This is a genomic window from Nocardiopsis ganjiahuensis DSM 45031 (assembly GCF_000341085.1).
GTDB classification, from domain to species: domain Bacteria; phylum Actinomycetota; class Actinomycetes; order Streptosporangiales; family Streptosporangiaceae; genus Nocardiopsis; species Nocardiopsis ganjiahuensis.
Genome location: NZ_ANBA01000028.1, coordinates 101,477 through 125,188 on the forward strand (window position 1 = coordinate 101,477; position 23,712 = coordinate 125,188).

20 protein-coding genes are annotated in these 23,712 nt (G+C 70.3%); 13 read left to right on the top strand and 7 right to left on the bottom strand.

Going from position 1 to position 23,712, the window contains the following annotated elements; genetic code table 11:
• The first annotated feature begins 4 nt into the window (after positions 1–4).
• The 8 genes from ehuC (at position 5) to D458_RS0129630 (ending at position 8,360) form a co-directional block, all read left to right on the top strand.
• Positions 5–733: an ectoine/hydroxyectoine ABC transporter permease subunit EhuC gene (gene ehuC / locus D458_RS0129595; protein WP_026119808.1), complete on the top strand. Its 729-nt coding sequence runs from the start codon at positions 5–7 to the stop codon at positions 731–733.
• A gap of 35 nt (positions 734–768) precedes the next feature.
• Positions 769–1,374, top strand: a complete 606-nt coding sequence (gene ehuD, locus D458_RS0129600; protein WP_040702968.1) for an ectoine/hydroxyectoine ABC transporter permease subunit EhuD — start codon at positions 769–771, stop codon at positions 1,372–1,374.
• Entirely contained in the window at positions 1,361–2,197 is an 837-nt protein-coding gene (gene ehuA / locus D458_RS0129605; protein ID WP_017590341.1) for an ectoine/hydroxyectoine ABC transporter ATP-binding protein EhuA, read from the top strand. Before ehuD ends, ehuA begins: the two co-directional genes overlap by 14 nt.
• Before the next feature lie 258 nt (positions 2,198–2,455).
• Positions 2,456–3,397, top strand: coding sequence for a CPBP family intramembrane glutamic endopeptidase (locus tag D458_RS0129610; protein ID WP_193374668.1), 942 nt, complete (start codon positions 2,456–2,458; stop codon positions 3,395–3,397).
• A gap of 233 nt (positions 3,398–3,630) precedes the next feature.
• Positions 3,631–5,733: an RNA degradosome polyphosphate kinase gene (locus D458_RS0129615; RefSeq protein WP_083936469.1), complete on the top strand. Its 2,103-nt coding sequence runs from the start codon at positions 3,631–3,633 to the stop codon at positions 5,731–5,733.
• Between the two features lie 53 nt (positions 5,734–5,786).
• Positions 5,787–6,752 carry an NUDIX domain-containing protein gene (locus D458_RS0129620; RefSeq protein WP_017590344.1) on the top strand — a complete coding sequence of 322 codons (966 nt, stop codon included), beginning with the start codon at positions 5,787–5,789 and terminating at the stop codon, positions 6,750–6,752.
• A 56-nt stretch (positions 6,753–6,808) separates the two neighbouring features.
• Positions 6,809–7,255, top strand: a complete 447-nt coding sequence (locus tag D458_RS0129625) for an SRPBCC family protein (RefSeq protein WP_017590345.1) — start codon at positions 6,809–6,811, stop codon at positions 7,253–7,255.
• A 370-nt stretch (positions 7,256–7,625) separates the two neighbouring features.
• Positions 7,626–8,360: a M50 family metallopeptidase gene (locus D458_RS0129630; protein ID WP_193374669.1), complete on the top strand. Its 735-nt coding sequence runs from the start codon at positions 7,626–7,628 to the stop codon at positions 8,358–8,360.
• A gap of 123 nt (positions 8,361–8,483) precedes the next feature.
• On the opposite strand, the gene D458_RS0129635 is transcribed toward D458_RS0129630, so the two are convergent.
• From D458_RS0129635 to D458_RS0129645, 3 genes are all read right to left on the bottom strand, one after another.
• Positions 8,484–8,840 (bottom strand): STAS domain-containing protein, encoded by a 357-nt coding sequence (locus D458_RS0129635; RefSeq protein ID WP_017590347.1) that lies wholly within the window; start codon positions 8,838–8,840, stop codon positions 8,484–8,486.
• Positions 8,841–9,462: 622 nt separating this feature from the next.
• The gene (locus D458_RS0129640) at positions 9,463–11,763 is read right to left on the bottom strand and encodes a hypothetical protein (protein WP_086002549.1); all 2,301 of its coding nucleotides are present in this window, start codon (positions 11,761–11,763) and stop codon (positions 9,463–9,465) included.
• Positions 11,764–11,906: 143 nt separating this feature from the next.
• Positions 11,907–13,001: a CaiB/BaiF CoA transferase family protein gene (locus D458_RS0129645; RefSeq protein ID WP_017590349.1), complete on the bottom strand. Its 1,095-nt coding sequence runs from the start codon at positions 12,999–13,001 to the stop codon at positions 11,907–11,909.
• 391 nt (positions 13,002–13,392) lie between these two features.
• Between D458_RS0129645 and D458_RS0129650 the strand changes: the two genes are divergently transcribed.
• Both D458_RS0129650 and rsmA read left to right on the top strand, forming a co-directional pair.
• Entirely contained in the window at positions 13,393–14,577 is a 1,185-nt protein-coding gene (locus tag D458_RS0129650) for a resuscitation-promoting factor (RefSeq protein WP_026119811.1), read from the top strand.
• A gap of 107 nt (positions 14,578–14,684) precedes the next feature.
• On the top strand, positions 14,685–15,569 hold the full coding sequence (gene rsmA / locus D458_RS0129655) for a 16S rRNA (adenine(1518)-N(6)/adenine(1519)-N(6))-dimethyltransferase RsmA (RefSeq protein ID WP_017590351.1): 885 nt from the start codon (positions 14,685–14,687) through the stop codon (positions 15,567–15,569).
• 136 nt (positions 15,570–15,705) lie between these two features.
• On the opposite strand, the gene D458_RS0129660 is transcribed toward rsmA, so the two are convergent.
• Positions 15,706–15,927, bottom strand: a complete 222-nt coding sequence (locus tag D458_RS0129660; protein WP_017590352.1) for a hypothetical protein — start codon at positions 15,925–15,927, stop codon at positions 15,706–15,708.
• Positions 15,908–17,452 carry a PspC domain-containing protein gene (locus D458_RS34560; RefSeq protein ID WP_051049808.1) on the bottom strand — a complete coding sequence of 515 codons (1,545 nt, stop codon included), beginning with the start codon at positions 17,450–17,452 and terminating at the stop codon, positions 15,908–15,910. The genes D458_RS0129660 and D458_RS34560 overlap by 20 nt, the downstream gene beginning before the upstream one ends.
• Before the next feature lie 224 nt (positions 17,453–17,676).
• On the opposite strand from D458_RS34560, the gene D458_RS0129670 reads away from it, so the two are divergent.
• Both D458_RS0129670 and D458_RS0129675 read left to right on the top strand, forming a co-directional pair.
• A complete protein-coding gene (locus D458_RS0129670; RefSeq protein ID WP_040702961.1) occupies positions 17,677–18,882 on the top strand; it encodes an ATP-binding protein in 1,206 nt (401 codons plus the stop codon).
• A gap of 118 nt (positions 18,883–19,000) precedes the next feature.
• Complete coding sequence (locus tag D458_RS0129675) at positions 19,001–19,672, top strand: response regulator (protein ID WP_017590354.1); 672 nt, start codon at positions 19,001–19,003, stop codon at positions 19,670–19,672.
• 90 nt (positions 19,673–19,762) lie between these two features.
• Here D458_RS0129675 and D458_RS0129680 read toward each other — a convergent pair whose 3' ends face one another.
• The gene (locus D458_RS0129680) at positions 19,763–20,692 is read right to left on the bottom strand and encodes a nucleoside hydrolase (RefSeq protein WP_017590355.1); all 930 of its coding nucleotides are present in this window, start codon (positions 20,690–20,692) and stop codon (positions 19,763–19,765) included.
• Positions 20,693–20,884: 192 nt separating this feature from the next.
• On the opposite strand from D458_RS0129680, the gene pcrA reads away from it, so the two are divergent.
• Positions 20,885–23,215, top strand: coding sequence for a DNA helicase PcrA (gene pcrA / locus D458_RS0129685; protein ID WP_017590356.1), 2,331 nt, complete (start codon positions 20,885–20,887; stop codon positions 23,213–23,215).
• Positions 23,216–23,507: 292 nt separating this feature from the next.
• On the opposite strand, the gene D458_RS37280 is transcribed toward pcrA, so the two are convergent.
• Positions 23,508–23,712, bottom strand: a 205-nt coding sequence (locus D458_RS37280) for a hypothetical protein (RefSeq protein ID WP_204366940.1), incomplete at its 5' end; no start/stop codon positions are given.

The following is a 23,712-nucleotide window of genomic DNA, read 5'->3' on the forward strand; positions in this document are numbered from 1 at the left end:
CCCCGTGGAGTTTGTGATCTCACAGTGGCCGCGCTTCCTCGACGGCGCGTGGCTCACGATTCAGCTCACGCTCGGCGGCATCGTCCTGTCCTTCGTCCTGGCCATGTTCTTCGGCATCCTGGGCACGGTGGGGCACTGGCTGCCCAGGGCCGTGGCCACGGTGTACGTGGAGGTGTTCCGGGGCATCGCGGCGCTGGTCGTCATGTACTGGTTCATCTACGCCCTGCCGCTGGCGACCGGCTTCCAGCTGGACGACATGTTCGCCGCGATCCTGGCGCTGGGCCTGAACCTGGGCGCCTACGGGGCCGAGGTGGTGCGTTCCTCGATCAACGCCGTCCCCAAGGCGCAGATCGAGGCGACCGTCTCACTGAACATGTCCTGGTTGCAGCGCACGCGACTGGTGGTCCTGCCGCAGGCGTGGGCGCAGATGCTGCCGACGTTCGGCAACCTCGTGGTGGAGCTGATGAAGGCCACGGCCGTGGTCTACCTGGTGGGGTTGCACGACCTCTCGTGGGTGGCGGACGACCTCCGCCGCCTCTCCGGGGACACGATCCCGGTCTTCCTGGTGGCCTTCGCCCTCTACTACCTGGTCGCCCAGGTCCTGATCTTCTGTGTACGGCTGCTCGAACGCCGGGCCAACCACAAGCTGGGTAGGACGCCGCCCTCCGGCGGCGGGCTCATCGGGCTGTTGCGACCCCCGACTGTCGGTACGAAGGTGGGGATGGCCAAGTGAGCGGCTTCTTGGACTTCGAGTACACCGGGCAGATCATGCCCGACCTGCTGGGCGGCCTGCAGATCACGGTCCAGGCGACCGTGATCGGGTACGCCATCGCGCTGACCCTCGGGCTGCTCATCGCGGTGGTTCGGAGGGTGCCGGTCTTCGGCTCCCTCCTGCACTTCCTGATGGAGTTCATCAGGACCACACCCCTCGTGATCCAGCTGGTGTTCGTCTTCGCGATGGCCCCCGCCAACTTCTCGCCGTTCACCATCGGCGTCGTCGTCCTCGGTATCCACTACGCGGCCTACACCGCCGAGGTGTACCGCTCGGGCATCGAGGGCGTGGCCAAGGGGCAGTGGGAGGCGTCGCGGGCCCTGAGCCTGCCGACCTCGCGCACCTGGGGAGCGGTCGTGCTCCCGCAGGCGATCCGCAAGGTCATCCCGGCACTGGGCAACTACCTCATCGCGATGTTCAAGGACACACCCTTGCTCTTCGCCATCGGTGTGGTGGAACTGCTGGCCGTGGCGCAGCAGGTCGGCAGCAGGGACTTCCGCTACGTGGACACGTTCACCGTCGTCGGCCTCCTCTTCCTTGTGGTGAGCATCCCCTCCGCGATTCTGATTCGACGACTGGAGAAGCGATATGTCGCCGTCTGATACCCCCGAGAACACGACGGCACCGGGTGTCGAGGGCAATGCCGCCGACGCTCCGCTGATCGTCTTCGACAAGGTGGTGAAGCGCTTCGGCGACCTCACCGTCCTCGACCACCTCGACTTCAACGTGGAAGCCGGCGAACGCGTCACCCTGATCGGGCCGAGCGGTTCGGGCAAGACCACCATCCTGCGCCTGCTCATGACGCTGGAGAAGGTCACCGAGGGGCACATCAACATCGGCGGGGAGCCGTTCAGCCACATGCCGCGCGGCAGCGGCCTGGTCCCCGCCAGCGAGAGCTACCTGCGGCAGCGCCGCAAGAGCATCGGCATGGTGTTCCAGCAGTTCAACCTGTTCCCCAACATGACGGTTCGCAAGAACATCATGGAGGCGCCGGTCCACGTCCTGGGCCTGAGCAAGGACGAGGCCAGCGAGCGGGCTGCGGAGCTGCTGGACCTGGTGGGCCTGGGCGACAAGATCGACGCCCACCCGACCCAGCTGTCCGGTGGCCAGCAGCAGCGCGTGGCGATCGCCCGGGCCCTGGCCATGCGCCCGGAGATCCTCCTCCTGGACGAGGTCACCTCGGCCCTCGACCCGGAGCTGGTGGCGGGCGTGCTGGACGTGCTGCGGGAGGTGGCCGAGACCACCGACATCACGATGCTGTGCGTGACCCACGAGATGGGCTTCGCGCGGGACGTGTCCCACCGCGTCCTGATGTTCGACAAGGGCCAGATCGCCGAGGAGGGTCACCCCGACCAGATCTTCGGCGACCCCCGTGAGGACCGGACCAAGTCCTTCCTCAAGTCGGTTCTGGAGAACGGGCACTAGGAAGTTCCCGTCAGCGCCGAGGGCGTCGGCCGGGTCGCCACCGCGACCGGGCCGACGCCCTCGCCCCGTTCGGGGCCGGTGCGGCCACGGGCGCGGTCGCGAGCGTGTTCGCACCGCGTTCAGCGGTGCCGGAACCGGTTCCACTGCGTGTCGAAGCCCTGGTAGCGGCGAGGTGACGACATACCGTAGTCATTAAGTCGCTTTTAGTTTCCCCTGGTGCAGAATGTGTGTTCTGAGACTGGAGGGACTCTTGTGACCATGGTGCGAAGATGGGGGCTCGCTTGGGGGGTCGCCTTCGCCGCGGTCCTGATCGCGGGGGCGCTGCTCGCCCATCCCGTTCTGCGGGACGACGTCCTCGGGAAGTCGTCCCTGCTGTTCCTGATCTCCTGGCTGCCGATGCTGATCGGCGGGGTGATGGCCTGGGGGCTCGTGCAGGCGTTCGGCCGACGGGACGAGCTGGACCGCCGGACCGTCCTGGCCATGGACGGGCATCCCGTCTACCGCGAACTCGGTTGGTTGGTGCTCCTGCTGGCCGGGTTCGTCCTGTCGATGGTCCTGTTGTCGGGGATCTTCGCCTTCTACGGGGCGGAGACCGGCATCGCGCCGGATCTGGCGATGTCGGTGTCCCTGGTCTCGCGGCTGCTGTTCCTGTTCGCCGTCCCGCTGCTGATCATGGACCGCTCGGGGGTCACGGTCGACGGCAAGGGCACCGCCATGCCCTCCATCGCGCTGAAGGTGGCCGAACCCTGGCGCTGGCTCGGTCTGGTCCCGGTGGTGTTCTCGGTGGGGCTGATCGGTTACCTGATCACACCGCACATCGGGCTGCCCGAGCCCTCCCTGACCCTGTACGGGATGCTGATCGCCTTCACCGTGATCGCGGTGTGCGAGGAGATCTTCTTCCGCGGCATGATGCAGACCCGTCTGGAGCTGATCCTGGGGCGCTGGGGCGGCATCGTGATGACCTCGCTGGTGTTCGCGCTGACCTACGCGCTCATCCAGCCCTACGACGCCGTCTCCCAACTGCCCGGCCACGACCTCCTGCACGACGCCGGCATGGCCGTGCTCACCTACGGCGCCGCCGGCCTGCTCTACGGCTACCTCTGGGCGTGCTTCCGCAACACGTGGCTCAACGTCCTCATGCGCGTGGCGGTGTTCGTGATCATCCTGCCGCCCGAGCTGCAGATCGGTATCGCCCAGTAGACCTCCGGCCGAACCCGCGGAACCTTTCCCACAGCGGCCGCGGAATCCTTCGCGCAGCGCGTCCCACCAGGTCAGGTGGGGCGCGTTGTCACGTGGTGAGTGAAAATTCGCCCCGATTCCCAGGGGAACGGGTGGGATATGGGTACAGAAGCTCCATAGCAGTCGCGTTGCGGTCATTTTCCCCTCATGGGGTTGTCACCGTGCGGTCATGAAAGAGGGGGAGTCTGCCCACTGTGAGCACGGAATCAGCGCCAACGCCAGCGGGTCCAACCACCACCGAACTTCCCGTCGACAGGTTCATGGACCGAGAGGAGGGATGGCTCCGCTTCAACCAGCGGGTCCTCGAACTCGCCGAGGACGAGAACATCCCGCTGCTCGAGCGGACGCGGTTCCTCGCGATCTTCTCCAACAACCTCGACGAGTTCTTCATGGTCCGGGTCGCCGGGCTCAAACGCCGTCTGGCCACCGGCCTGTCCGTCCCCTCGGCCAGCGGGCACCACCCGAGGGACCTGCTCGAACGCGTCTCCCTGTTCACCCACGACCTCATGCTGCGCCAGACGGCCTGCTTCGAGGACAGCGTCGCGCCGGCACTGGCGGAGGAGGGCATCCGCATCGTCCGGTGGAACGAACTGGACACCGCCGAGCGCGAGTACCTGCACGGCTACTTCCGCCGCTCCATCTACCCGCTGGTGACGCCGTTCGCGGTCGACTCCGCGCATCCGTTCCCGTACATCTCCGGACGCTCGCTCAACCTCGCCGTCACCGTGCGGGACCCCCGTGACGAACGGCACATGTTCGCCCGGGTCAAGGTGCCCAGCGCCCTGCCCCGGTTCATCGAGCTCACCGCGCGCGGCGGCGGCCGCTTCGTCCCGGTCGAGGACATCATCGCCGCGCACCTGCCGCAGCTCTTCGAGGGCATGCAGGTGGTCGAGCACCACGCCTTCCGGGTCACCCGCAACGCCGACCTGGAGGTCGACGAGGACGAGACCGACGACCTCGTCCAGTCCCTGGAGAACGAACTCCTGCGCCGCCGTTTCGGCCCGCTCGTGCGCCTCGAGGTCGAACAGACCATCAGCGACGAGGTCCTGCTGATCCTCCGCGAGGAGCTGGGCGCGGAGGAGGAGGAGATCTACCGGGTCCCCGGACCGCTCAACCTGGCCGGGCTCGCCCAGATCGCCGACACCGACCGCCCCGAACTGAGCTACCCGCCCATGGTCCCGGTCGAACCGCGCGCGCTCACCTCGGGCGACCTGTTCGCGAGCATCCGCGAACGCGAGATCCTGGTCCACCACCCCTACGAGTCGTTCTCCACCACCACCGAACGGTTCCTGGCGCTGGCCTCCACGGACCCCAAGGTCGTGGCGATCAAGCAGACCCTGTACCGCACCAGCGGGGACTCGCCCATCGTCGAGTCGCTCATCGAGGCGGCCCGCGAGGGCAAGGAGGTCGTGGTCCTGGTCGAGATCAAGGCCCGCTTCGACGAACAGAACAACATCCAGTGGGCCCGCAAGCTCGAACGCGCGGGCTGCCACGTGGTCTACGGGGTCGTCGGCCTCAAGACCCACTGCAAGCTCTCCATGGTCATCCGCCAGGACGACGACGGGCTGCTGCGCCGCTACTGCCACGTCGGCACCGGCAACTACAACCCGAGCACCGCGCGCACCTACGAGGACCTCGGCCTGTTCAGCGCGGACTCGGAGGTGGGCGAGGACGTCAGCGACCTGTTCAACAGCCTGACCGGGTTCACCCGGAAGAAGCACTACCGCAGGCTCCTGGTCGCGCCCGCCGCCCTGCGCAAGGGCCTGCTCCAGCAGATCGACACCGAGATCGAGAACCGCCTCAAGGGCGAGCCCGCCCACATCCGGATCAAGGTGAACTCCCTGGTCGACGAGGAGATCATCGACTCCCTCTACCGGGCCTCGCAGGCCGGGGTCAACGTCGACCTGTGGGTACGCGGCAGCTGCGTGCTGCGCGCAGGAGTTCCCGGACTCTCGGACAACATCCGGGTGCGCAGCATCCTCGGCCGCTTCCTCGAACACTCGCGGGTGTTCGTCTTCGCCAACGGCTGGCGGCCCAAGGTGTGGATCGGCAGCGCCGACCTCATGCCCCGGAACCTGGACCGGCGGGTGGAGGCGCTGGTCCGGATCGCCGATCCCGAGCAGTGCCGCCGCTTGGTGGGCATCATGGACCTGGCGATGTCCGACAACACCTCCTCATGGCGGCTCGAACCCGACGGCACATGGACTCGGGTCACCCACGACGAGGAGGGACAACCGCTGGTCGACCTCCAGGACACCCTGCGGGGCGACCGGCACCTGAGAGTGGTGGACGGGTGAATACCCAAGAGTCCGGGGCCTGTGTCGAAGGCCCCGACACCGAAGGCTCCGTCGTGGACGGTTCCGACATCCGCGTGACCAGTGCCTTCCCTCCGCGGGAGACCGCGGTGGGCGGGTACCTGGAGCCGATCCGGGCGGGCGGGGCGGTGCTCTGGCGGGACACCGGACGGGGGAGGGAGGTCGTCCTCATCCGCCGACCGGACCGCGGCGACTGGACCCTGCCCAAGGGCAAGCTCAAGAACGGTGAGCACCCGATCATCGGCGCCGTCCGCGAGGTCGAGGAGGAGACCGGCCTGGTCCCCGTGATGGGGCGCCGCCTCCCGCCGCAGCGCTACCTCAAGGACGGCTGGCCCAAACAGGTGGAGTGGTGGGCGGCCACCCCGGCCCGGGCGGGCGGGGCCCTCGACTACGAACCCAACGAGGAGGTGGACGCCGTGGAGTGGGTCCCCGTCGAGGAGGCCCGCGGACAGCTCACCTACGACCACGACGTCCAGGTCCTCGACAACTTCCGGGTCGGGCCCGCGCGGACCTTCCCGGTCATCCTGCTGCGGCACCTGTCGGCGGGGGACAAGCGCTCCTGGACCGGCAACGACCTGCTGCGCCCGCTCGACGGGACCGGCAGGGCGGACGCACTGGCCCTGCCACGGGTGCTGGCCGCCTACGGGAGCCCCGGCGCGGTGTCGTCGGCCGCGGCGCGCTGCACGGAGTCCCTGCTGCCGTACACCGTCGAGTGCGACGTCCCGATGCGCACCGAACGCGCCTTCACGGTGGGGCCCGAGGGGAAGGGCTACGAGGTGGAGGAGGCCAGGGAGGCCTTCGCCCGGATCCTGGCGGAGGGACGGCCCGCCGTGGTGTGCACACACGGGGAGCTGGTCCCGCACCTGATGACCGAGGCGCTCACCCGGCTGGGCGCCCCGCTGTCGCAGCAGCGCGGTCTGCGCAAGGGTTCGTTCTGGGTCGTGCACGTGTCCCAGGACGGGGTCCTGGCGGGGGTGGAGCGGCACGGCGTCCGGGAGTGAGCACGGGCGGTCGGCCCCGGTGGGGGAGTGGTCCGGGGCGGTGACATGATGCGGTCATGGCCAAACACATGGTGGCTCGGAGCGTCGTCGTCGACGCCCCGGCCAAGAGGATCTTCGACCTCGTCGCCGCACCGTCCCGGCACCCCGTGCTGGACGGTTCGGGGACCGTCCAGGGGGCCCTTTTCGGCCCGGAGCGTCTGGAGCTGGGCTCCGAGTTCGGCATGGACATGAAGATGCTCGGGCTTCCCTACCGGATGACCAACCGGGTGGTGGAGTTCGAGGAGGGACGGCTCATCGCCTGGAGGCACACCGGCTCGCACCGCTGGCGCTACGAGTTCGAGGAGCTGCCGCAGGGCGGGACCCTCGTCACCGAGACCTTCGACTACTCGCGGGGGCAGGCGGCCCTCTACATCCTCACCGGGGCCCCGGCGCGCAACGCCCGTGACATCGAGCGCACGCTCCAGCGCCTCAAGGAGGCGGCGGAGGCGGACGGGGCCGCGTAGGCCTGGCGCCGCTCCACCCCTCGGGAAGCGGTCCTGCCGGAACCACCTCCGCGGGACACACGTCCGGCCCCGGTCGCGCGACCGGGGCCGGACGTGTGCGTCTGTTCGGCCGGGGCTAGTAGTAGCCGTAGCCGAAATTCTTACTTCGGGTGCCCAGTTGGGCACTGTCAGTCGTGACTGTGGGTGGGTGGATCGTGTTCGGCCAGTTCATCGAGGCCCGACGTCACGGAGTTCCCGGTTCCGGGGCGGGCCGACGTCCAGACACGGGGCCCACCGAAATGCCCTAAAGTTCGGCAAGGGCCCGCGTTCTCCGCGCCTCCCGGCCGCCGCGGTGTCGGCTGAACGGGTCCGTTGACAGGTGTGCCGGTCGATGCGGGAAGTCGGGAGACCAGTAGTGGTGGGAACGAGCTTGGGTGACGTGTGGCAGGACGTGCTGTCCGTCCAGCCCGACCCGGAGCAGTGGATCATCGTCACGACGGCGGTGGTGGCCCTGGCGACCGTGCTGCTGGGTCCGCCCTGGCGGGTGGCGCGCAACGTCGTCACCATCGCCCACGAGGGCGGGCACGCACTCGTGGCCCTGCTCAGCGGGCGCCAGCTGACCGGTATCCGGCTGCACTCGGACACGTCCGGGGTGACGGTCTCCCGGGGCAGGCCCACGGGCATCGGCATGATCTTCACGGTCTTCGCCGGGTACGTCGCCTCCAGCGTGGTCGGCCTGCTCGGCATCCTCATGCTGATGTCGGGCCACATCACCGCGCTGCTGTGGCTGAGCATCGTCTTCCTCGCCGCGATGCTGGTGATGATCCGCAACTTCTACGGTGTGCTGTCGATCGTGGTCACCGGGGCGGTGGTCTTCGGCGTCAGCTGGTTCACCCCGCACGAGGTCCAGGGGGCCTTCGCCTACCTGTTCATCTGGTTCCTGCTCTTCGCCGGGGTGCGCCCGGTCATCGAGCTCCAGTCGCAGCGCAGCCGCAACCCCTCCCCGCACTCCGACGCGGACCAGCTGGCCCGCCTCACCGGACTGCCGGGCACCTTCTGGGTGATGGTGTTCCTGCTGGTGAACCTGGCCGTCACCGCGCTGGGTGTGTGGCTGCTGTTCTTCTGATCCAGGGCCCGGGACACCGGTCCCGGACATGACTGCGGGCCCCGCGTTGCGACGCGGGGCCTTCGCGCTGTCCGGGCTGGTGCGCGGCCCGGCCCCGTGGGGCCGGCCGGGCGCCGACGCGACCTAGTTGGCGGTCTGCGGGGCGGCGAGTGCCTGGGCGACCGAGGGGAACACCGGGATACGGGTGTCCAGGGAGGTCACGCGCAGGGTCTGCAGGACCCGCGGCAGCGGGGCGGCGATCACCAGAAGGGCCTGCTGCTCCTTGGCGGTCTTGTGGGCGCGGATGAGTACGCGCAGACCGCTGGAGTCGATGAACCGCAGGTCGGAGCAGTCCAGCACGACGCGACCGAAGGGCTGCGTCGTCAACGCCTCCGTGACCGCCTCCTGGAAGCGGTTCTCGGTGGCCATGTCGATCTCCCCGTCCAGGGCCAGGACGCGTCCGGACTCGTGGAGGGTGGAGGAAATGGTCAGGTCGGGCATTGCGACTCCGGCGTACTCGGGCCGTGCCCGAAGGGTCGGCGAGGCAGGCCGTACGTCGCCCCACCGGGGACGGGTGGTGACCGGTGCGTTGGTTGCGTTACCGCGTGAGCCAAGCTGATGGTTCATCAAGTTCCTTGCGTGGTGCCCCGGGCTGGAAACCGGGGGAGGAAACGCCTTTCTCACCTGGTTTGCTCGGAAAGTCACGGCATCTTCGAAACGCGCGGACCCGGTCCGAAAGTTCCTGGCGCCGTGCGTGTCATCGGTGTGACGTGAGTCGGTGTGAGGTGCGCTCGAGGGCTCGGAGGCTGGTGTTCGTTGCCCCCGTGCCCGGCTGGTGCGCCAGGACCCGGAGGCCGTGCCCGGCCCTGCGCTCGTAAGAACCCGCCTGAGTCGGCGGGCATTCCCCGGCGGGCACCGGAGGGGACTGCGGCTGGGCCGGTTCTCCCCTGCGTTCTCCCCTGGTGCTCCCGGCCTCCGCCCACTCCGCGGAGACGCCGGGATCTACTGCCACCGGGGTCGTTCAGCCTCGGACTTTATCACAGGGCCGTGGCCGATTCGTGACGTGAGAGACGCAAGGTCGTGCCCGTGCGCTTTGCCGTTTCCGGGGCTGCTGGTGTATGGGTCATGTCCTTTGGACGCACACGGTCCCCTCCGGGTTCGGTTCCTCCGGCTCCTGTTCCTGCTGTTGGAGCGCCCAGACGCAGGCTGACAGGGTGAGCGGGACCGCCACGGTCAGCGCCAGGGCGGGGATCGCCACGCCCGAGTCGTTGGCCGCGAAACCCACCAGCGCCGTCACGAGGGAGCCCGTCAGCCCCGCCCGGAGCGTCGGGGCGTACTCGTAGGCCCGCTGGAGCGCCCCGATCCGCCAGTTTCCTGGCCGGTTGAGGACAGCGAAGAGGAACAGCAGGGCGCCGGCGGCCAGCAGGGTGAGGTGCCAGTTGCCCAGGGTGCCCAGCATCGCGCCGAGCTTGCGGGTCAGCACCGTCCCGGCGTCCCCGTTCACCACCTGCGCGGCGAACGCGCCGAAGTGGCTCTGGTCCTCCACAGGCCGGAGGTAGTCCATCCAGGCCAACAGGGAGATCGACGTGAGCGCCGCCGCGCCCACCGCGGCCAGGCGCGTCGCGGTGATCCGTACGCCGGCGATCATCATCGTGGTCACCGCCACCCCCGGGATGAGCGCGATCACCCCGCCGAAGTCGGTGCCCAGCCCCGGCCAGCCGACGATCAGCACCGAGGCCGTCCCGATCACGAGGGTCGTGGCCACCGCGGCCCGCCGCCTGCCTCGGCGGATCAGCACGTGGGTGATGCCCGCGATCGTCATGAGCATGCCGGTCGCGAAGGTCGCGAAGGCGATGTTGCCGATCCCGTAGAACCGGCCGGCCACGATCGGCGAGTACCCGGTGGGCGAGTTCATCTGCAGATGCGCGCCGAAGCAGAGGTCGAGGAAGAGCACCGCGGTGGTCGCGCCGGCCACCACCGTCATCGGGCCGAGGGCGCTCCTGCGCCACGGTCCGGCCACCGCCAGCGCCACCACCAGGGCGTCCACGGCCAGGACCGAGGCCAGGAGCGCCAGCAGCGGTGTGCTCGCGGCCCACCACGGGATGAGGTTGGCCAGGTAGCTCGCCACCGGGAAGGCCGCGCCCGCCAGTGCGACGATCCTGGTCACCGACAGCACCAGGGCCCGTTTCCCGCGCTCGGCCCCGGAGTACCGGTGCAGCGTGTAGGCGGCCGCCGCGTAGATGAGCAGCTGGAGCGCGACCAGGCCGCTGAAGAACCCGGGGATGGCGGTGCCCACCACCACGGCAGCGGTGTTGAAGTCCACCAGGCGGCCCACCGCCTCCTCGGCGGGTTCGGGGCGGTCCTTCAGCTGCCAGACCCGGCCCCCGGTGGGCTCGGCCGGACGCATCCCCAGGGCGGTCAGCACGGTCACGGTGGTGTCGGTCAGGGCCACCAGACCGGGGCGCCGGGTCGATTCCGAGGCCAGGTAGGCGGCGGGTCCGACCAGGCCCCGTTCGGTCATCTCGCCGGTCAGGGCCACGGTCAGCTGCGAGGGCCCGGTGTCCATGGAGACCCCGACGACCATCAGCGACGCCCCGACGGGCAGGGTTGCGGTCAGGGCGGACAGCCGGGCGTCGAGTGTCTCCAGGGTGTCCTCGCGCACCTGTTCCGGCACGTCCCCGGGGTCGGGCTCCGGCGGCTCCCCGCCGCCCCCGGCCCCGACGGGGGCGGAGTCGGGGTACAGGCGGGTGAGCTCGGGCAGCTCCACCACCGCGAGGGAAACGCCTTGAAGCCGCTCCGCGGTGAGGTCGCGCGCCGAGTCGACGTAGTGGTCGACCCGCCCCGACTCGTCGGCGGCGCCCAGGGCCGCGCCCGGCCCGGCGGCCAGGGTGAGGCCGCCCCGGTCGCGCACGGTCTGGCCGAGCATGCCGACCGGTGCGGCGAAGACCGACTCCGCGTTGCGCTCGACGTAGGACCGGTACCCGGGCACGGCCGCGCCCGAACCGTCCGCGACCGGCTCCGGCGCGGGTTCGCACACGGTGAAGCGCTCACGCTCCGACAGGGCGCGCTGTCCCGCCGAGACCGAGAGCCAGCCGTCCGTGGGGCAGGTCCGGGAGGTGGCGGTGCGGATCGACACGTTGCCGATGGCCCCCGCCCCGGCCAGGTCCCACAGCGCGGGCGTGTGCTCGGGGGTGACGTCCTCCCAGAGCAGCCCCGGGACCCCCACCAGGACGACGGGTCCGGTGCGCCGGTCGTCGACGTCCGGGTCCAGCCCGGGGGCCCCGGCGCCCGCGGCGGCGGGAGCCGTGCACACCAGCACCACCACCGTCAGCAGGAGCGCGCACAGGCGCCCTCCAGGGCGTCGCCGCTGAAGCCCTTCCGGGCACCCTTCCGAGCGCACGCCGAGCCGTCGACTCGGTGACATGGCGGTCCCCCCGATCGCGTGATCACCCCACTACTGGCGGCCCACACTAGTGATCAGGCGGCGCTGAACGGGGAAAACGGCGATTCCGGGCGAGACGGCGCGGGTCAGGACGGAGCGACCGCGGAGCCGGGGCCGGAACGGCGTCAGGGGGCGATGCCCCATTCCTTGAGGGTCTCGTCGGCGTCGGGCAGGGGGAGTCCCCGGGTGACACCGCCGGGGGTGCGGCTGAACCTCGGCGCCGGCCCGGAAACGATCCGGTCGCCCTCACGGACGAGTGAGCCCCGGGCCCGCACGTGCGGGTGGTCGGGCGCCTCCTCCATGGACAGGATCGGCATCACGCAGGCGTCGGTGCCCTCGAACACCGCACCCCACTCGTCACGGGTGCGGGAGCCCAGCACCTCGGCGAAGCGCTCGCGCAGCCGGGGCCAGCCCGCGGTGTCCCACTGGTCGGGCAGGTCCTCCCCGGCCAGCCCGGTGCGCTCCAGGAACTCCGCGTAGAACTGCGGCTCGATGCAGCCGACGGACAGGTGGCGGCCGTCGGAGCACTCGTAGACGTCGTACCAGGGGGCCCCGGTGTCGAGGTAGTTGGTGCCGCGCTCGTCGGTCCACGAACCGCGCGCCCGGTCCTCGTGCACCATCGACATCAGCAGGGCGCTGCCGTCGACCATCGCGGCGTCCACGACCTGGCCGCGTCCGGAGTTCTGCCGTTCCAGCAGGGCGGCGAGGATGCCGGTGACCGTGAACATCGTGCCGCCGGCGAAGTCGCCGAGGAGGTTGATCGGGGGGACGGGCGGACCGCCCGCGCGGCCGATCGCGTGCAGGGCGCCGTTGACGGACACGTAGTTCATGTCGTGGCCGGCGGTGTGGGCCAGCGGACCGTCCTGGCCCCAGCCGGTGACCCGCGCGTACACCAGGCGGGGGTTGAGCTCCAGGCAGTCGTCGGGGCCCAGCCCGCGCCGCTCCATGACCCCGGGGCGGAAGCCCTCCAGGAGGACGTCGGCCCGGGAGACGAGCTCGCGTGCGTGGGCGAGCCCTTCCTCGGACTTGAGGTCGGCGCCCAGCACGGTGCGCCCCTCGCTCATGTGCGGGCCGCCGGAGCCGGCGTTCATGGCGTCGGCGGCCCGGGGGCGGTCGACGCGGATGACGCTGGCGCCCATGTCGGCGAGGAGCATTCCGGTCATCGGCGCCGGGCCGATCCCGGTGAACTCGACGACGCGGATTCCGTTGAGGGGTCCCATGGTGCCTCCGGGGCTCGGGCTGGGTGTGAGGACTGACTAGAACGTCGTTCGGTTCATTGTGCAGGGTATGCCTCGCGGGCACCAGTCCGCCCCTGGGCGGAGGGGCGGAACCGGAGGGCCGGAGAAAGGAAAGGCCGTTCTTGGGGCATTTGGCCGAGAATGGTTTTCGGTCAGTTTAAAAATAACCCCTGGGAGTGATGTTAATGTGACCCTGTCCAGCTGTCCGCGGCCTGCCCGAGAGCGCGCCGAAGTGCTCGGTGCGCCCGACCGTGTTCCCCCCCACGCACCGAGGCCGAACAGCGAGGACGCCACCAGGTACGCAAAAGCGCCGAAACGGGCGCGGTACCTGGAATTCCCACACGCCATCCCCTTGAAGAAGGGTTTGTAAGCCATGCCCGGAAAATCCGGTAGGAAAGGAAGCGGTCGCCGTGCCAAGGGGCGCCGACGCTCCCGGCCGGCCCTCCTCCTCCCCGTCCCCCTCCTGGCTGCTGCCGTCGCCGTGGTCCTGGCCGTGGCCGGCGGCGGCACCGCCCTGGCCATGGAGAAGAGCGTCAGCCTGGACGCCGACGGTGAGCAGACCCGGGTCCGGACCTTCGGCGACACCGTCCAGGACGTCCTCGACTCCGCCGGGATCGAACTCGACGAACACGACGTGGTCGCGCCCTCCCCGGACACCTCCGTCAGCGCGGGCGACCACGTCGTCGTGCGCTCCCCGAGGGAAGTGACCGTCGACCTCGACGGCCACGAACACGCACACCGGGTCAACGCCGCCACCCTCAGCGAGGCCCTCCACCAGATCGGGCTCGACCCCGAGGGCGTCGAACTCTCCCGGGCACACGACACCCCCATCCCCGAGGACGGGCTCTCCGTCAGCGCCGAACGCGCGCCCCGCATGGTCGTCATGCACGACACGGTCCGCACCGAGACGCGCACCACCGGCGAGACCGTCGCCGAGGTCCTGAGCGCTGCCGGAGTCGAGACGGGGGAGCACGACATCGTCACCCCGGAACCCGACGAGCCCGCCGAACCCGACATGGTCGTGCGCGTCCTGCCCGCCCTCGGCGAACCCGAGACGGAGGAGGTGGTCATCGAGGCCGAGACCGTGGAACGCGACAACCCCGACCTCCCCGAGGGCGAACGCGAGGTCATCACCGAACCCGAGGACGGGGTCAAGGAGGTCACCACGCTCCTCGTCCTGCGCCACGGGGAGGAGGTCGAGCACCAGTTGTCCGAGGAGGTCGTCACCGAACCCGTCGAGGGCCTGGTGGAGGTCGGCACCAAGGTCGAGGAGGACACGTCCTCCCCGCCCGAGGGCGGCGGTGAGGCGGGCGGCCTCAACTGGGCCGGGCTCGCCGAGTGCGAGTCCAACGGCAACCCCTCCGCAGTGAACTCCGCGGGCGGTTACTACGGCCTCTACCAGTTCAGCACCACCACCTGGGCGTCCGTCGGCGGCAGCGGCCTGCCCTCCGAGGCCAGTGCCGCCGAGCAGACCCAGCGCGCCCAGCAGCTCTACGACACCGTCGGCGGGGACTGGCAGAGCCAGTGGCCGCACTGCGGGGTCCACCTCTTCGACTGAACCGCCCCTCCGGCCGAGCCGCGCCGGTCCGAGCGGGACGAGCGGACCGGCCGGGCGGGACACGTCCGGCCGAGGGGGACGAGCGGGTGGGCGGCGGCTGGCAAGATGTGTGGGTGACACAGACACCCGCACCCGACCCCGCCGACCGTTCCCGCCTGCTCACCCCCGCCGACGTGCGGGCGCTCGCCGAGCGGTTCGGTATCCGGCCCACCAAGACCCTGGGCCAGAACTTCGTCATCGACCACGGCACCGTCCGCCGCATCGTCCGCGTCGCGGGCGTCGGCGCCGACGACGTGGTCGTCGAGGTGGGACCCGGGCTCGGCTCGCTCACCCTCGCCCTGCTGCCGCACGTGCGCCAGGTCACCGCGATCGAGATCGACCCGGCGCTGGCCGAGGCGCTGCCCGGCACCGTCGCCGACCACGCACCCGACCTCGCCGACCGGCTCACCGTGGTCCCCGGCGATGCCATGCGCATCACCGAGGTGCCCGGCCCCGCACCCACCGCGCTCGTGGCCAACCTGCCCTACAACGTCTCCGTGCCGGTCCTGCTGCACCTGCTCGAACTCCTGCCCAGCCTGGAGCGGGTCCTCGTCATGGTGCAGGCCGAGGTCGCCGACCGGATCACCGCCACACCCGGGGGGCGGATCTACGGCGTGCCCTCGGCCAAGGTCGCCTGGTACGCCACCGCCCGCCGGGCCGGTGCGGTCGGCCGCAGCGTCTTCTGGCCCGCGCCCAACGTCGACTCCGGCCTGGTGGAGCTGATCCGCCGCCCCGCGCCGAGCACCGAGGCTCCGCGCAAGGAGGTGTTCAAGGTGATCGACGCCGCCTTCGCGCAGCGCCGCAAGACCCTGCGCGCCGCCCTGTCCGGCTGGGCGGGCTCGGCCCCCGCCGCCGAGGAGGCCCTGCGCGCCGCCGGTGTGGACCCGAAGGCCAGGGGCGAGTCCCTGGGCATCGAGGAGTTCACCGCGATCGCCGAGCACCGCCCGGAGTGATCCGGCCCGCTCCGGAGCGGGTCCCGCTCAGCCGGTGACACGTCAGCCGGTGACACAGGGGACATGATCAGGGGCGCCCTCCGCGGAGGGCGCCCCTGTCCGGTGGTCCGTGACCGCCGGTGCGGAGAAGGTCAGGTCACTTCTGCTCCGGCGGCGGAAGCTCCCCGGTGTCCCTCGGCCGGGACCGGAACAGCGCCCGCGCCACCCCGGCCACGCCCAGGCCCAGGGCCAGGACGGGCAGGAGCCACAGCGCGTTGAACTCCCACGATCCGCTCCCCTGGACGACGAACGCGACCGCCAGCCCGAGGAACAGCAGTCCCGCGACGAACGAACCCCAGTCAGTTCTGCGCTTGGTCATACCGAACCTCCAATGTCCCGGCCTTGGTACTGGTGTGCACGTTGATCACCGGTACCCCGTCCTGTCCCGCTCCGTCGTCAGCCCCGTCAACGGGCTCTTCCGTCTCACCGTCCTCGTCCGTCCCTCCGGGGTCCTCGTCCGCCCCGGTGTCCCCGACGCCGTCGACGGGCTCCAGCGGCCCCATCGGCTCGAAGGTCTGCTCGTGGGTGAGGGAGACCCCGAACCGGGAGTCGTCCTCCGCGTCGGGCTCCTGGAGCGAACCGATCCCGATCTGCGCGACCAGGTTGACGCGTGCGTCATCGGGGAGCACCAGGGTCAGGTCGCCGACGTCCACCCGGGCCGCGACGTCCACGCTCTGCCCGGGTTCGAGCCCTGCGGGCAACGCGGTCAGGTCGAGCCGCCCCGCGCCCACGTTCAGCCACATGTCGTCGGACGCGGCCTCGGCGGCCGAGGAGGGGGCCCACCTCTCCTCACCGAGCCGCAGCCGGGTGGTGTCGACCGAGGCCACCAGGATCCCGGCCAGCACGGCCAGGGTGCCCAGGAACGCGAGCCCGCGCGGATGGCCCGCCCAGGTGCCGAGCAACGAGTAGAGGCCGATCACCCCCAGCGCCGCGGCCATGAAGTAGACGCCGAACTCCGGGCCGAACAGCAGCTCCGTGGTCGACGCCTCCGAGAACGGGGCGCCCAGCTCGGGGGCGGCGAGCGCCCACACCACCGCCATCGTCACCACGGTCCACAGGGCGTAGGAGGCCAGCGCCGCCCGCTTGGGTTGCCGTTGCTTCGCGCTGCCCCCGCGACCCTTGTGGTCCCGGGCGCCCCCGTGGTCCCATCGGTCCCCGCGGTCTTCCTCTTCCTCCTCGCCGTCCTCGTCCTCGTCGTCCGCGCCCAACGAGGTGCGTTCGGACACCACCGCCAGGTCGACGGGGCCCTTCGTGGCCGAGGCCCACGGCTGGGCCGGGTTGTAGTAGGCGGGCACCGGCTGCGGTACCGGGCCGGTGGGAGGAGGTTCGTGCGCGGCCAGGTCCGAGCGCAGCGCCATCAGCGAGGTGCGCAGGTCCACACCCCGGTTCCGGGCGGTCAGCAACCCCAGGACCAGCGGGATCGCCAGCAGCAGCGTTCCCCATCCGAAGCCGCCCACCAGGCTGAACCCGGTCGCGACGGCCAGGCCCACGGTCAGCAGCTTCAGCACCGCGTACGGCGGGATGCTCCGGTTCAGCATCTGCTCGAAGGTGGCCGGACCGCCCTGGGGGTCCCGCATGAGCATCCACGCCGCGATGTACAGCAGCAGTCCGGACCCGCCGGCGAAGGCCGTCAGCACGAACGCGGTACGCCACACCACGGGGTCCACCCGCGTGTACTCGCCCAGCCCGGCGCACACACCGGCGAGGGCCCGCCGGTCGTCGTTCCGGCGCAGCTCGGGGCCGACGGGAGCGGTGGTCCCGCCCTCCGGGGCACCACTCGCGGAGCCGTCCGTGAAGAGGTGGCTCCCCCCGGAGGCTCCGGCCGGCGTCTCACCGTCAGTCATGGACGCTCACCACACTTTCCTCATGGAACCATCGTGACCTCTGATGCGTCGCGTGGGAATCCGGGACGACCCTGAACCTGCCCTGACCGGGAGACCAGGGCAGGACCAGGGACGCGCCCCCGATGCCCCACGAGGTTCACACAGTGCATGCTGGAACCGTCCACCAACCACGCGCGCGTCGGAGAACCAGCCCTCGCGCCACAGACGAAAGCGGTGATCGGGCGGTGCCAACGACAGCCGTGGAGACCCCGCGGCTCACGCGCGCGGTCGACGGAAGGCTCCTCGGCGGCGTCGCCTCGGGGATCGCCCGACACCTGGGCCTGGAACCGGTCGTGGTCCGGCTCGCGTTCATGGCGCTCGCCGTCGGCGGCCTCGGCGTGGCCGTCTACGTCGCCCTGTACTTCCTCGTCCCCCGGGAGGAGGTCACGGAGGAGGGCTCCGAACCGGCCGAGGAGGCCAGGCGCAAGGGCCGCGACATCTCGCAGCTCATCGCCTACGTCGGCCTCGCGGCGGGGCTGGGCATCCTCTTCCTGATCTTCGGCGGCGTCTACGACCCCTTGCTGTGGTTCGTCATCTTCGGCGCGCTCGGGGCGACCATCCTCTGGCAGCAGGCCAACCCCGCCGAACGCGACGAGTGGATGAACACCACCGTCAGCCGCTCACGACCCAAAAGCGTCATGCGCACCACCGCCGGCGTCCTGCTCGTCGTCGTCGGCGTCATCGGCTTCCTGGTCTTCCAACAACAGCTCCAGGAGGCCCGAGCCGGCCTGACCTTCGCGTTCACGCTCATCGCCGGGATATCGCTGATCGCCGCCCCCTGGATCGTCGGGCTCATCCGCGAACGCGACTCCGAGCGCCGCGAGCGCATCCGCAACGCCGAACGCGCCGAACTGGCCGCGCACATCCACGACTCCGTCCTGCACACCCTGACCCTCATCCAGCGCCGCGCCGACGACCCCCGGGAGGTCCAGCGCCTGGCCCGTGTCCAGGAACGCGCCCTGCGCAGCTGGCTCTACCAGCGCCCCGCCGACGCCGAGACCACCGTCACACCGGGGCTGGAACGGGTGGCGGCCGAGGTCGAGGAGGAGCACGGCGTGCCCATCGAGGTGGTCTGCGTCGGCGACGCGCCCATCGACGACGGGATCAGCGCGATGCTCCGCGCCGCCCGCGAGGCCATGGTCAACGCGTCCAAGTACGCCGGGACCGACAGCATCTCCGTGTTCGGGGAGGTCGACGAGGGCGAGGTCCTCGTGTTCGTCCGCGACCGGGGCGCCGGGTTCGACCTCGGAGACATTCCCGAGGACCGCATGGGCGTGCGCGGCTCCATCATCGGCCGGATGGAACGCCACGGCGGTTCGGCGCGCATCCGCACCGAGCCCGGTGAGGGCACCGAGGTCCAGCTCCGTATGCCGCGCATCGCCGAGATGTAGCCGCGCGCGGCCGTGGGCAGCCGTATGTGGCCGCGTGCGGCCGGATGTGGCCGAAGACGGCCGCAAAGGGCCGGGGTCCCACTACCCGCTCGGTGAGTTCCCTGGGTAGGGTCCAGGTGTGGGAGAAGAGAGCACCAACTTCAGTGACGGGGACGCGGTACCCCGCGTCGTGATCGTGGACGACCACCGGCTGTTCCGCAGCGGGGTGCGCGGCGAGCTCGGTGACGCCGTCAACGTCATCGGCGAGGCCGGGGACGTCGACAGCGCGGTGCACGTCATCGGAGAGACACTCCCCGACCTCGTGCTCCTCGACGTCCACCTGCCCGGCGGCGGGGGAGTGGAGGTGCTCCGGCGGGTCCTCGCCAAGCACCCGCAGATCCGGTTCCTCGCACTGTCGGTCTCCGACGCCGCCGAGGACGTCATCGGCGTGGTGCGCGGCGGAGCCCGCGGCTACGTCACCAAGACCATCTCCGGCAAGGAGCTGGCCAACGCCATCGTCCGGGTCGCCGACGGCGACGCCGTGTTCTCCCCGCGCCTGGCCGGTTTCGTGCTGGACGCCTTCTCCGCCACCGACGCGCCCCCGGTCGACCCCGAGCTGGACCGCCTCACCCAGCGCGAGCGCGAGGTCCTGCGGCACATCGCCCGCGGCTACGCGTACAAGGAGGTCGCCAAGGAGCTGTTCATCTCGGTCAAGACGGTCGAGACCCACGTCTCCTCGGTGCTGCGCAAGCTCCAGCTGTCCAACCGCCACGAGCTCAGCCGCTGGGCCACCGCCCGCCGCCTGGTCTGAGCCCGGCCCGGGGACCCGGGGACCCGGGAACACGAACGGCCGCCCCCGGACGGGAGCGGCCGTTTCCTGTGGGCGAGCGGCGTCTCGGGCTCAGCGCAGCGAGTCGAGCATCCGGTCGAGGAACTCGTCCTCGCGTACCCCGGTGACCACCCGCACCGGGCGGCGCTCGTCCTTGCGCGGCCGCGGCCGCCGGTCGGCGACGGTCATGCCGCGGGTGAGCCCGCCGGTGAGCTCCACCCGGATCGGCGCGTCGAACGCCGAGGTCACCAGGTGCGGGTCCACCAGCACCGCCGCGGCCAGCGGGTCGTGCATCGCGCACTGCCGCACCCCGAAGACGCCCCGGTAGAACTCCGCGTAGAAGTCCAGGAACGCGGACGTGTTCTGGGCGCGCGCCCCGGGGACCTCCTTCAGCCGGTCCAGCCAGGACCCGGGCGCCACCGTCCTCATGGTGATGTCCAACGCGATGAGGTCCGTCTCGAACCCGGCCGCGAACACGGCCTCGGCCGCCTCCGGGTCGTTGGAGATGTTGGCCTCGGCGTGCGAGGACACGTTCCCGGGCGCCTCGACGGCGCCGCCCATCACGACCAGGCGCCGGACCAGTTCCGGCAGGCGCGGCTCCAGGCCGAGCGCCAGCGCGAGGTTGGTCAGGGGGCCGACGGCCAGCACGTCGATCTCACCCGGGTTCTCCCGGACCAGCCGGACGAGCAGCTCGGCGGCGGTCTCCGGCACCGGCGTACGTGTGGGCTCGGGCAGCTCGACGTCGCCCAGGCCGTTGTCGCCGTGCACGTGCCCGGCCAGTTTCGGCTCCTGCACCAGCGGGCGGGCGGCACCCACGGCGACCGGAACGTCCGGACGGCCGTAGAGGTCGAGCAGGCGCAGGGCGTTCTGGGCGGTCACGTCGACCGCGTTGTTGCCGAACACGGCACCGATTCCGACGATCTCCACCTCCGGCCGCGCGGCCAGGTAGGCGAGCGCGACGGCGTCGTCGATCCCCGGGTCGCAGTCAACGAACACACGCATGGACTCTCGGTCAGTCAAGACCAGTCTCCCCCGAACAAGACACGGACCAACCAGGCAAAAGGGCTTGGCAGGTATGAAAACAGAGTAATCCGAGGACGGTACCGGTCGTGGACACGACGCCGGCAGGAGACCGGGACCACCCGGCCGACGGGGTGGACGGTCCCGTCACCGGTCGGCCGTAACCTGGTAGACGTGTCCTCCCAAGAACAGCTTCTCGAAGGTCTGAACGGTCCCCAGCGCGACGCCGTCACCCACGCAGGCGCGCCGCTCCTGATCGTGGCGGGCGCGGGCTCGGGCAAGACCCGTGTCCTGACCCACCGCATCGCCCACCTCATGGCGGAACGCGGGGTGCGCCCGGGGGAGATCCTCGCGATCACCTTCACCAACAAGGCCGCCGCCGAGATGAAGGAGCGCATCGAGGCCCTCCTCGGCAGCCGCGCCGCCAACACCATGTGGACGATGACCTTCCACTCGGCGTGCGTGCGCATCCTGCGCAGGGAGGCGCACCGGCTCGGCTACCCGAGCAGCTTCACCATCTACGACGCCGCGGACTCACAGCGCCTCATGCAGCTGGTCTGCAAGGAGATGGACCTGGACCCCAAGCGGTTCCCGCCCAAGTCCTTCAGCTTCCAGGTCTCCAACCTCAAGAACGAGCTCGTCGACTACGACACCTTCGCCGAGCAGGCCCAGACCGAGCAGGAGAAGAAGCTCGCCGAGGCCTACCAGCTGTACCAGCGCCGCCTCCACGAGGCGGGCGCCATGGACTTCGACGACCTGATCATGATCACGGTCAACCTGTTCCAGATGTTCCCGGACGTCGCTGAGTACTACCGGCGCCGCTTCCGGCACGTGATGGTCGACGAGTACCAGGACACCAACCACGCCCAGTACGCGTTCATCCGCGAACTCGTCGGCGCGGCGGAGGACGCGGCCTCGGCCGTGGTCCCGCCCGCCGAACTCTGCGTGGTGGGCGACGCCGACCAGTCGATCTACGCCTTCCGGGGCGCGACCATCCGCAACATCCTGGAGTTCGAGCGCGACTTCCCCAAGGCGCGCACCATCCTGCTGGAGCAGAACTACCGCTCCACCCAGAACATCCTCTCCGCGGCCAACACGGTCATCGACCGCAACGAGGGGCGCCCGCCCAAGAACCTGTGGTCGGAGCAGGGAGAAGGACCGAGGATCACCGGGTACGTCGCCGACAACGAGCACGACGAGGCGGCGTTCGTGGTCGGGGAGATCGACAAGCTCACCGACGAGGGCGTGGTCAAGCCCAGCCAGGTCGCGGTGTTCTACCGGACCAACGCGCAGTCCCGTGTGTTCGAGGACGTGTTCATCCGGACCGGCCTGCCGTACAAGATCGTCGGCGGTGTGCGCTTCTACGAGCGCAAGGAGATCCGCGACATCCTGGCCTACCTGCGGGTGCTGGCCAACCCCGAGGACACGGTGAGCCTGCGCCGCATCCTCAACGTGCCCAAGCGCGGCATCGGCGCCCGCGCGGAGGAGTCCGTCGAACTCCTCGCCGCCCGGGAACGCATCTCCTTCTCCAAGGCGCTGCGCCGCGTGGACGAGGCCCCGGGCATCGCCGCCCGTTCCGCCAAGGCGATCAAGAACTTCACCGCCCTGCTGGACGAGCTCGCCGAGGTCGTTCCCGGCAGCACCCCGGCGGAGATCGTCGAGGCGGTGCTCAGCAAGACCGGGTACCTCTCCGAACTGGCCGAGTCCAAGGACCTCCAGGACGAGAGCCGGGTGGAGAACCTGGAGGAGTTCGTCGACGTCGCCCGGGAGTTCGAGCACACCTTCGCCGCGCTCCTCGAGGACGAGGCGGAGCTGGAGGGCGAGGAGAACCAGGGCATCGACCCGGGGGAGCCGACCCTGGTCGACTTCCTGGAGCGCATCGCCCTGGTGGCCGACACCGACCAGATCCCGGACGAGGACGACGAGGGCGGGGTGGTCACGCTGATGACCCTGCACGCCGCCAAGGGGCTGGAGTTCCCGGCGGTCTTCCTCACCGGCATGGAGGACGGGGTCTTCCCGCACACCCGCACCCTCGGGGACAAGACCGAGCTGGAGGAGGAGCGGCGCCTGGCCTACGTGGGCATCACCCGCGCCGAACAGCGGCTCTACGTCAGTCGCGCCGCGGTGCGCAGCGCCTGGGGGACGCCCTCGTACAACCCGGCCTCACGGTTCCTGGACGAGATCCCGTCGGCCCTCATCGACTGGCGCCGAGCCGAGTCCACGCTCTCCGCACCGCCCAGCCGTACCATCGGCGGTCGTTCGGGCGGCGGTTTCGGCGGTGCCGGCGGTGGTTTCGGGAGCACCTTCGGCAGCGGAAGGAAGAAGGCCGCCAAGGAGGCGCCCGCGCTCAGCGTCGGCGACCTGGTCAACCACGACTCCTTCGGCATGGGCCGGGTCCAGCTGGTCGACGGTGCCGGCGACAAGACCAAGGCCCGGATCGACTTCGGCGCCGACATCGGCGAGAAGGACTTCCTCGTCAAGTACGCCCCGATCGAGAAGCTCTAGAGCAGAAGCTCCGGAGCGGGCGGACACGGAAGGCGGCGCCGCCGATCCCGGCGCGGAGCCGGGCGTGTAAGCCAGGACACCGGCGAGTTTCCCCGAACCCGTCACGAGCACTCCGACCCGGGGGTAGAGTTGGGCAAGACCGAGCGAGACGAACGCGGTTTCTTCCGCGGGCGGGCCGGTCCACCTCTCCGAAACACACCGGTTCGAGCAGTCGCTCGGAGCGGGTAAGCTCGGGGAGTTGCTTCGAACAGACCAGCGGAAACAACGCGGTGAAAACACCGCGAAGGAAACGCTAGACTGGGAAAAGCAAAACGGGCTTTACCCCGATCTGGTCGACACAAACCGCCGATTTGGCGGGGCGCGGAACACCTGATAAAGTAAAGACACAACACAGCGTCTCCGCCGCTAACGCGGTGGGCCGGTCGCGAAAGCGGCTGAAACGCAGAAAGCCTTCCACGGAAGAGCAGACAGAACACTGGTTCTGGCGCTTGTACGGG

Excerpts from the sequence above, each read along its gene's own strand:
- ehuD (WP_040702968.1), top strand. The coding sequence starts at position 769 with ATGCCCGACCTGCTGGGCGGCCTGCAGATCACGGTCCAGGCGACCGTG.
- D458_RS0129660 (WP_017590352.1), bottom strand. The coding sequence starts at position 15,927 with ATGACCAAGCGCAGAACTGACTGGGGTTCGTTCGTCGCGGGACTGCTG.
- D458_RS0129680 (WP_017590355.1), bottom strand. The coding sequence starts at position 20,692 with ATGCGTGTGTTCGTTGACTGCGACCCGGGGATCGACGACGCCGTCGCG.
- D458_RS0129610 (WP_193374668.1), top strand. The coding sequence starts at position 2,456 with ATGGTGCGAAGATGGGGGCTCGCTTGGGGGGTCGCCTTCGCCGCGGTC.
- D458_RS0129645 (WP_017590349.1), bottom strand. The coding sequence starts at position 13,001 with ATGGGACCCCTCAACGGAATCCGCGTCGTCGAGTTCACCGGGATCGGC.
- D458_RS0129635 (WP_017590347.1), bottom strand. The coding sequence starts at position 8,840 with ATGCCCGACCTGACCATTTCCTCCACCCTCCACGAGTCCGGACGCGTC.
- D458_RS0129650 (WP_026119811.1), top strand. The coding sequence starts at position 13,393 with ATGCCCGGAAAATCCGGTAGGAAAGGAAGCGGTCGCCGTGCCAAGGGG.
- D458_RS0129640 (WP_086002549.1), bottom strand. The coding sequence starts at position 11,763 with ATGTCACCGAGTCGACGGCTCGGCGTGCGCTCGGAAGGGTGCCCGGAA.
- ehuA (WP_017590341.1), top strand. The coding sequence starts at position 1,361 with ATGTCGCCGTCTGATACCCCCGAGAACACGACGGCACCGGGTGTCGAG.
- D458_RS34560 (WP_051049808.1), bottom strand. The coding sequence starts at position 17,452 with ATGACTGACGGTGAGACGCCGGCCGGAGCCTCCGGGGGGAGCCACCTC.
- D458_RS0129630 (WP_193374669.1), top strand. The coding sequence starts at position 7,626 with ATGCGGGAAGTCGGGAGACCAGTAGTGGTGGGAACGAGCTTGGGTGAC.
- D458_RS0129625 (WP_017590345.1), top strand. The coding sequence starts at position 6,809 with ATGGCCAAACACATGGTGGCTCGGAGCGTCGTCGTCGACGCCCCGGCC.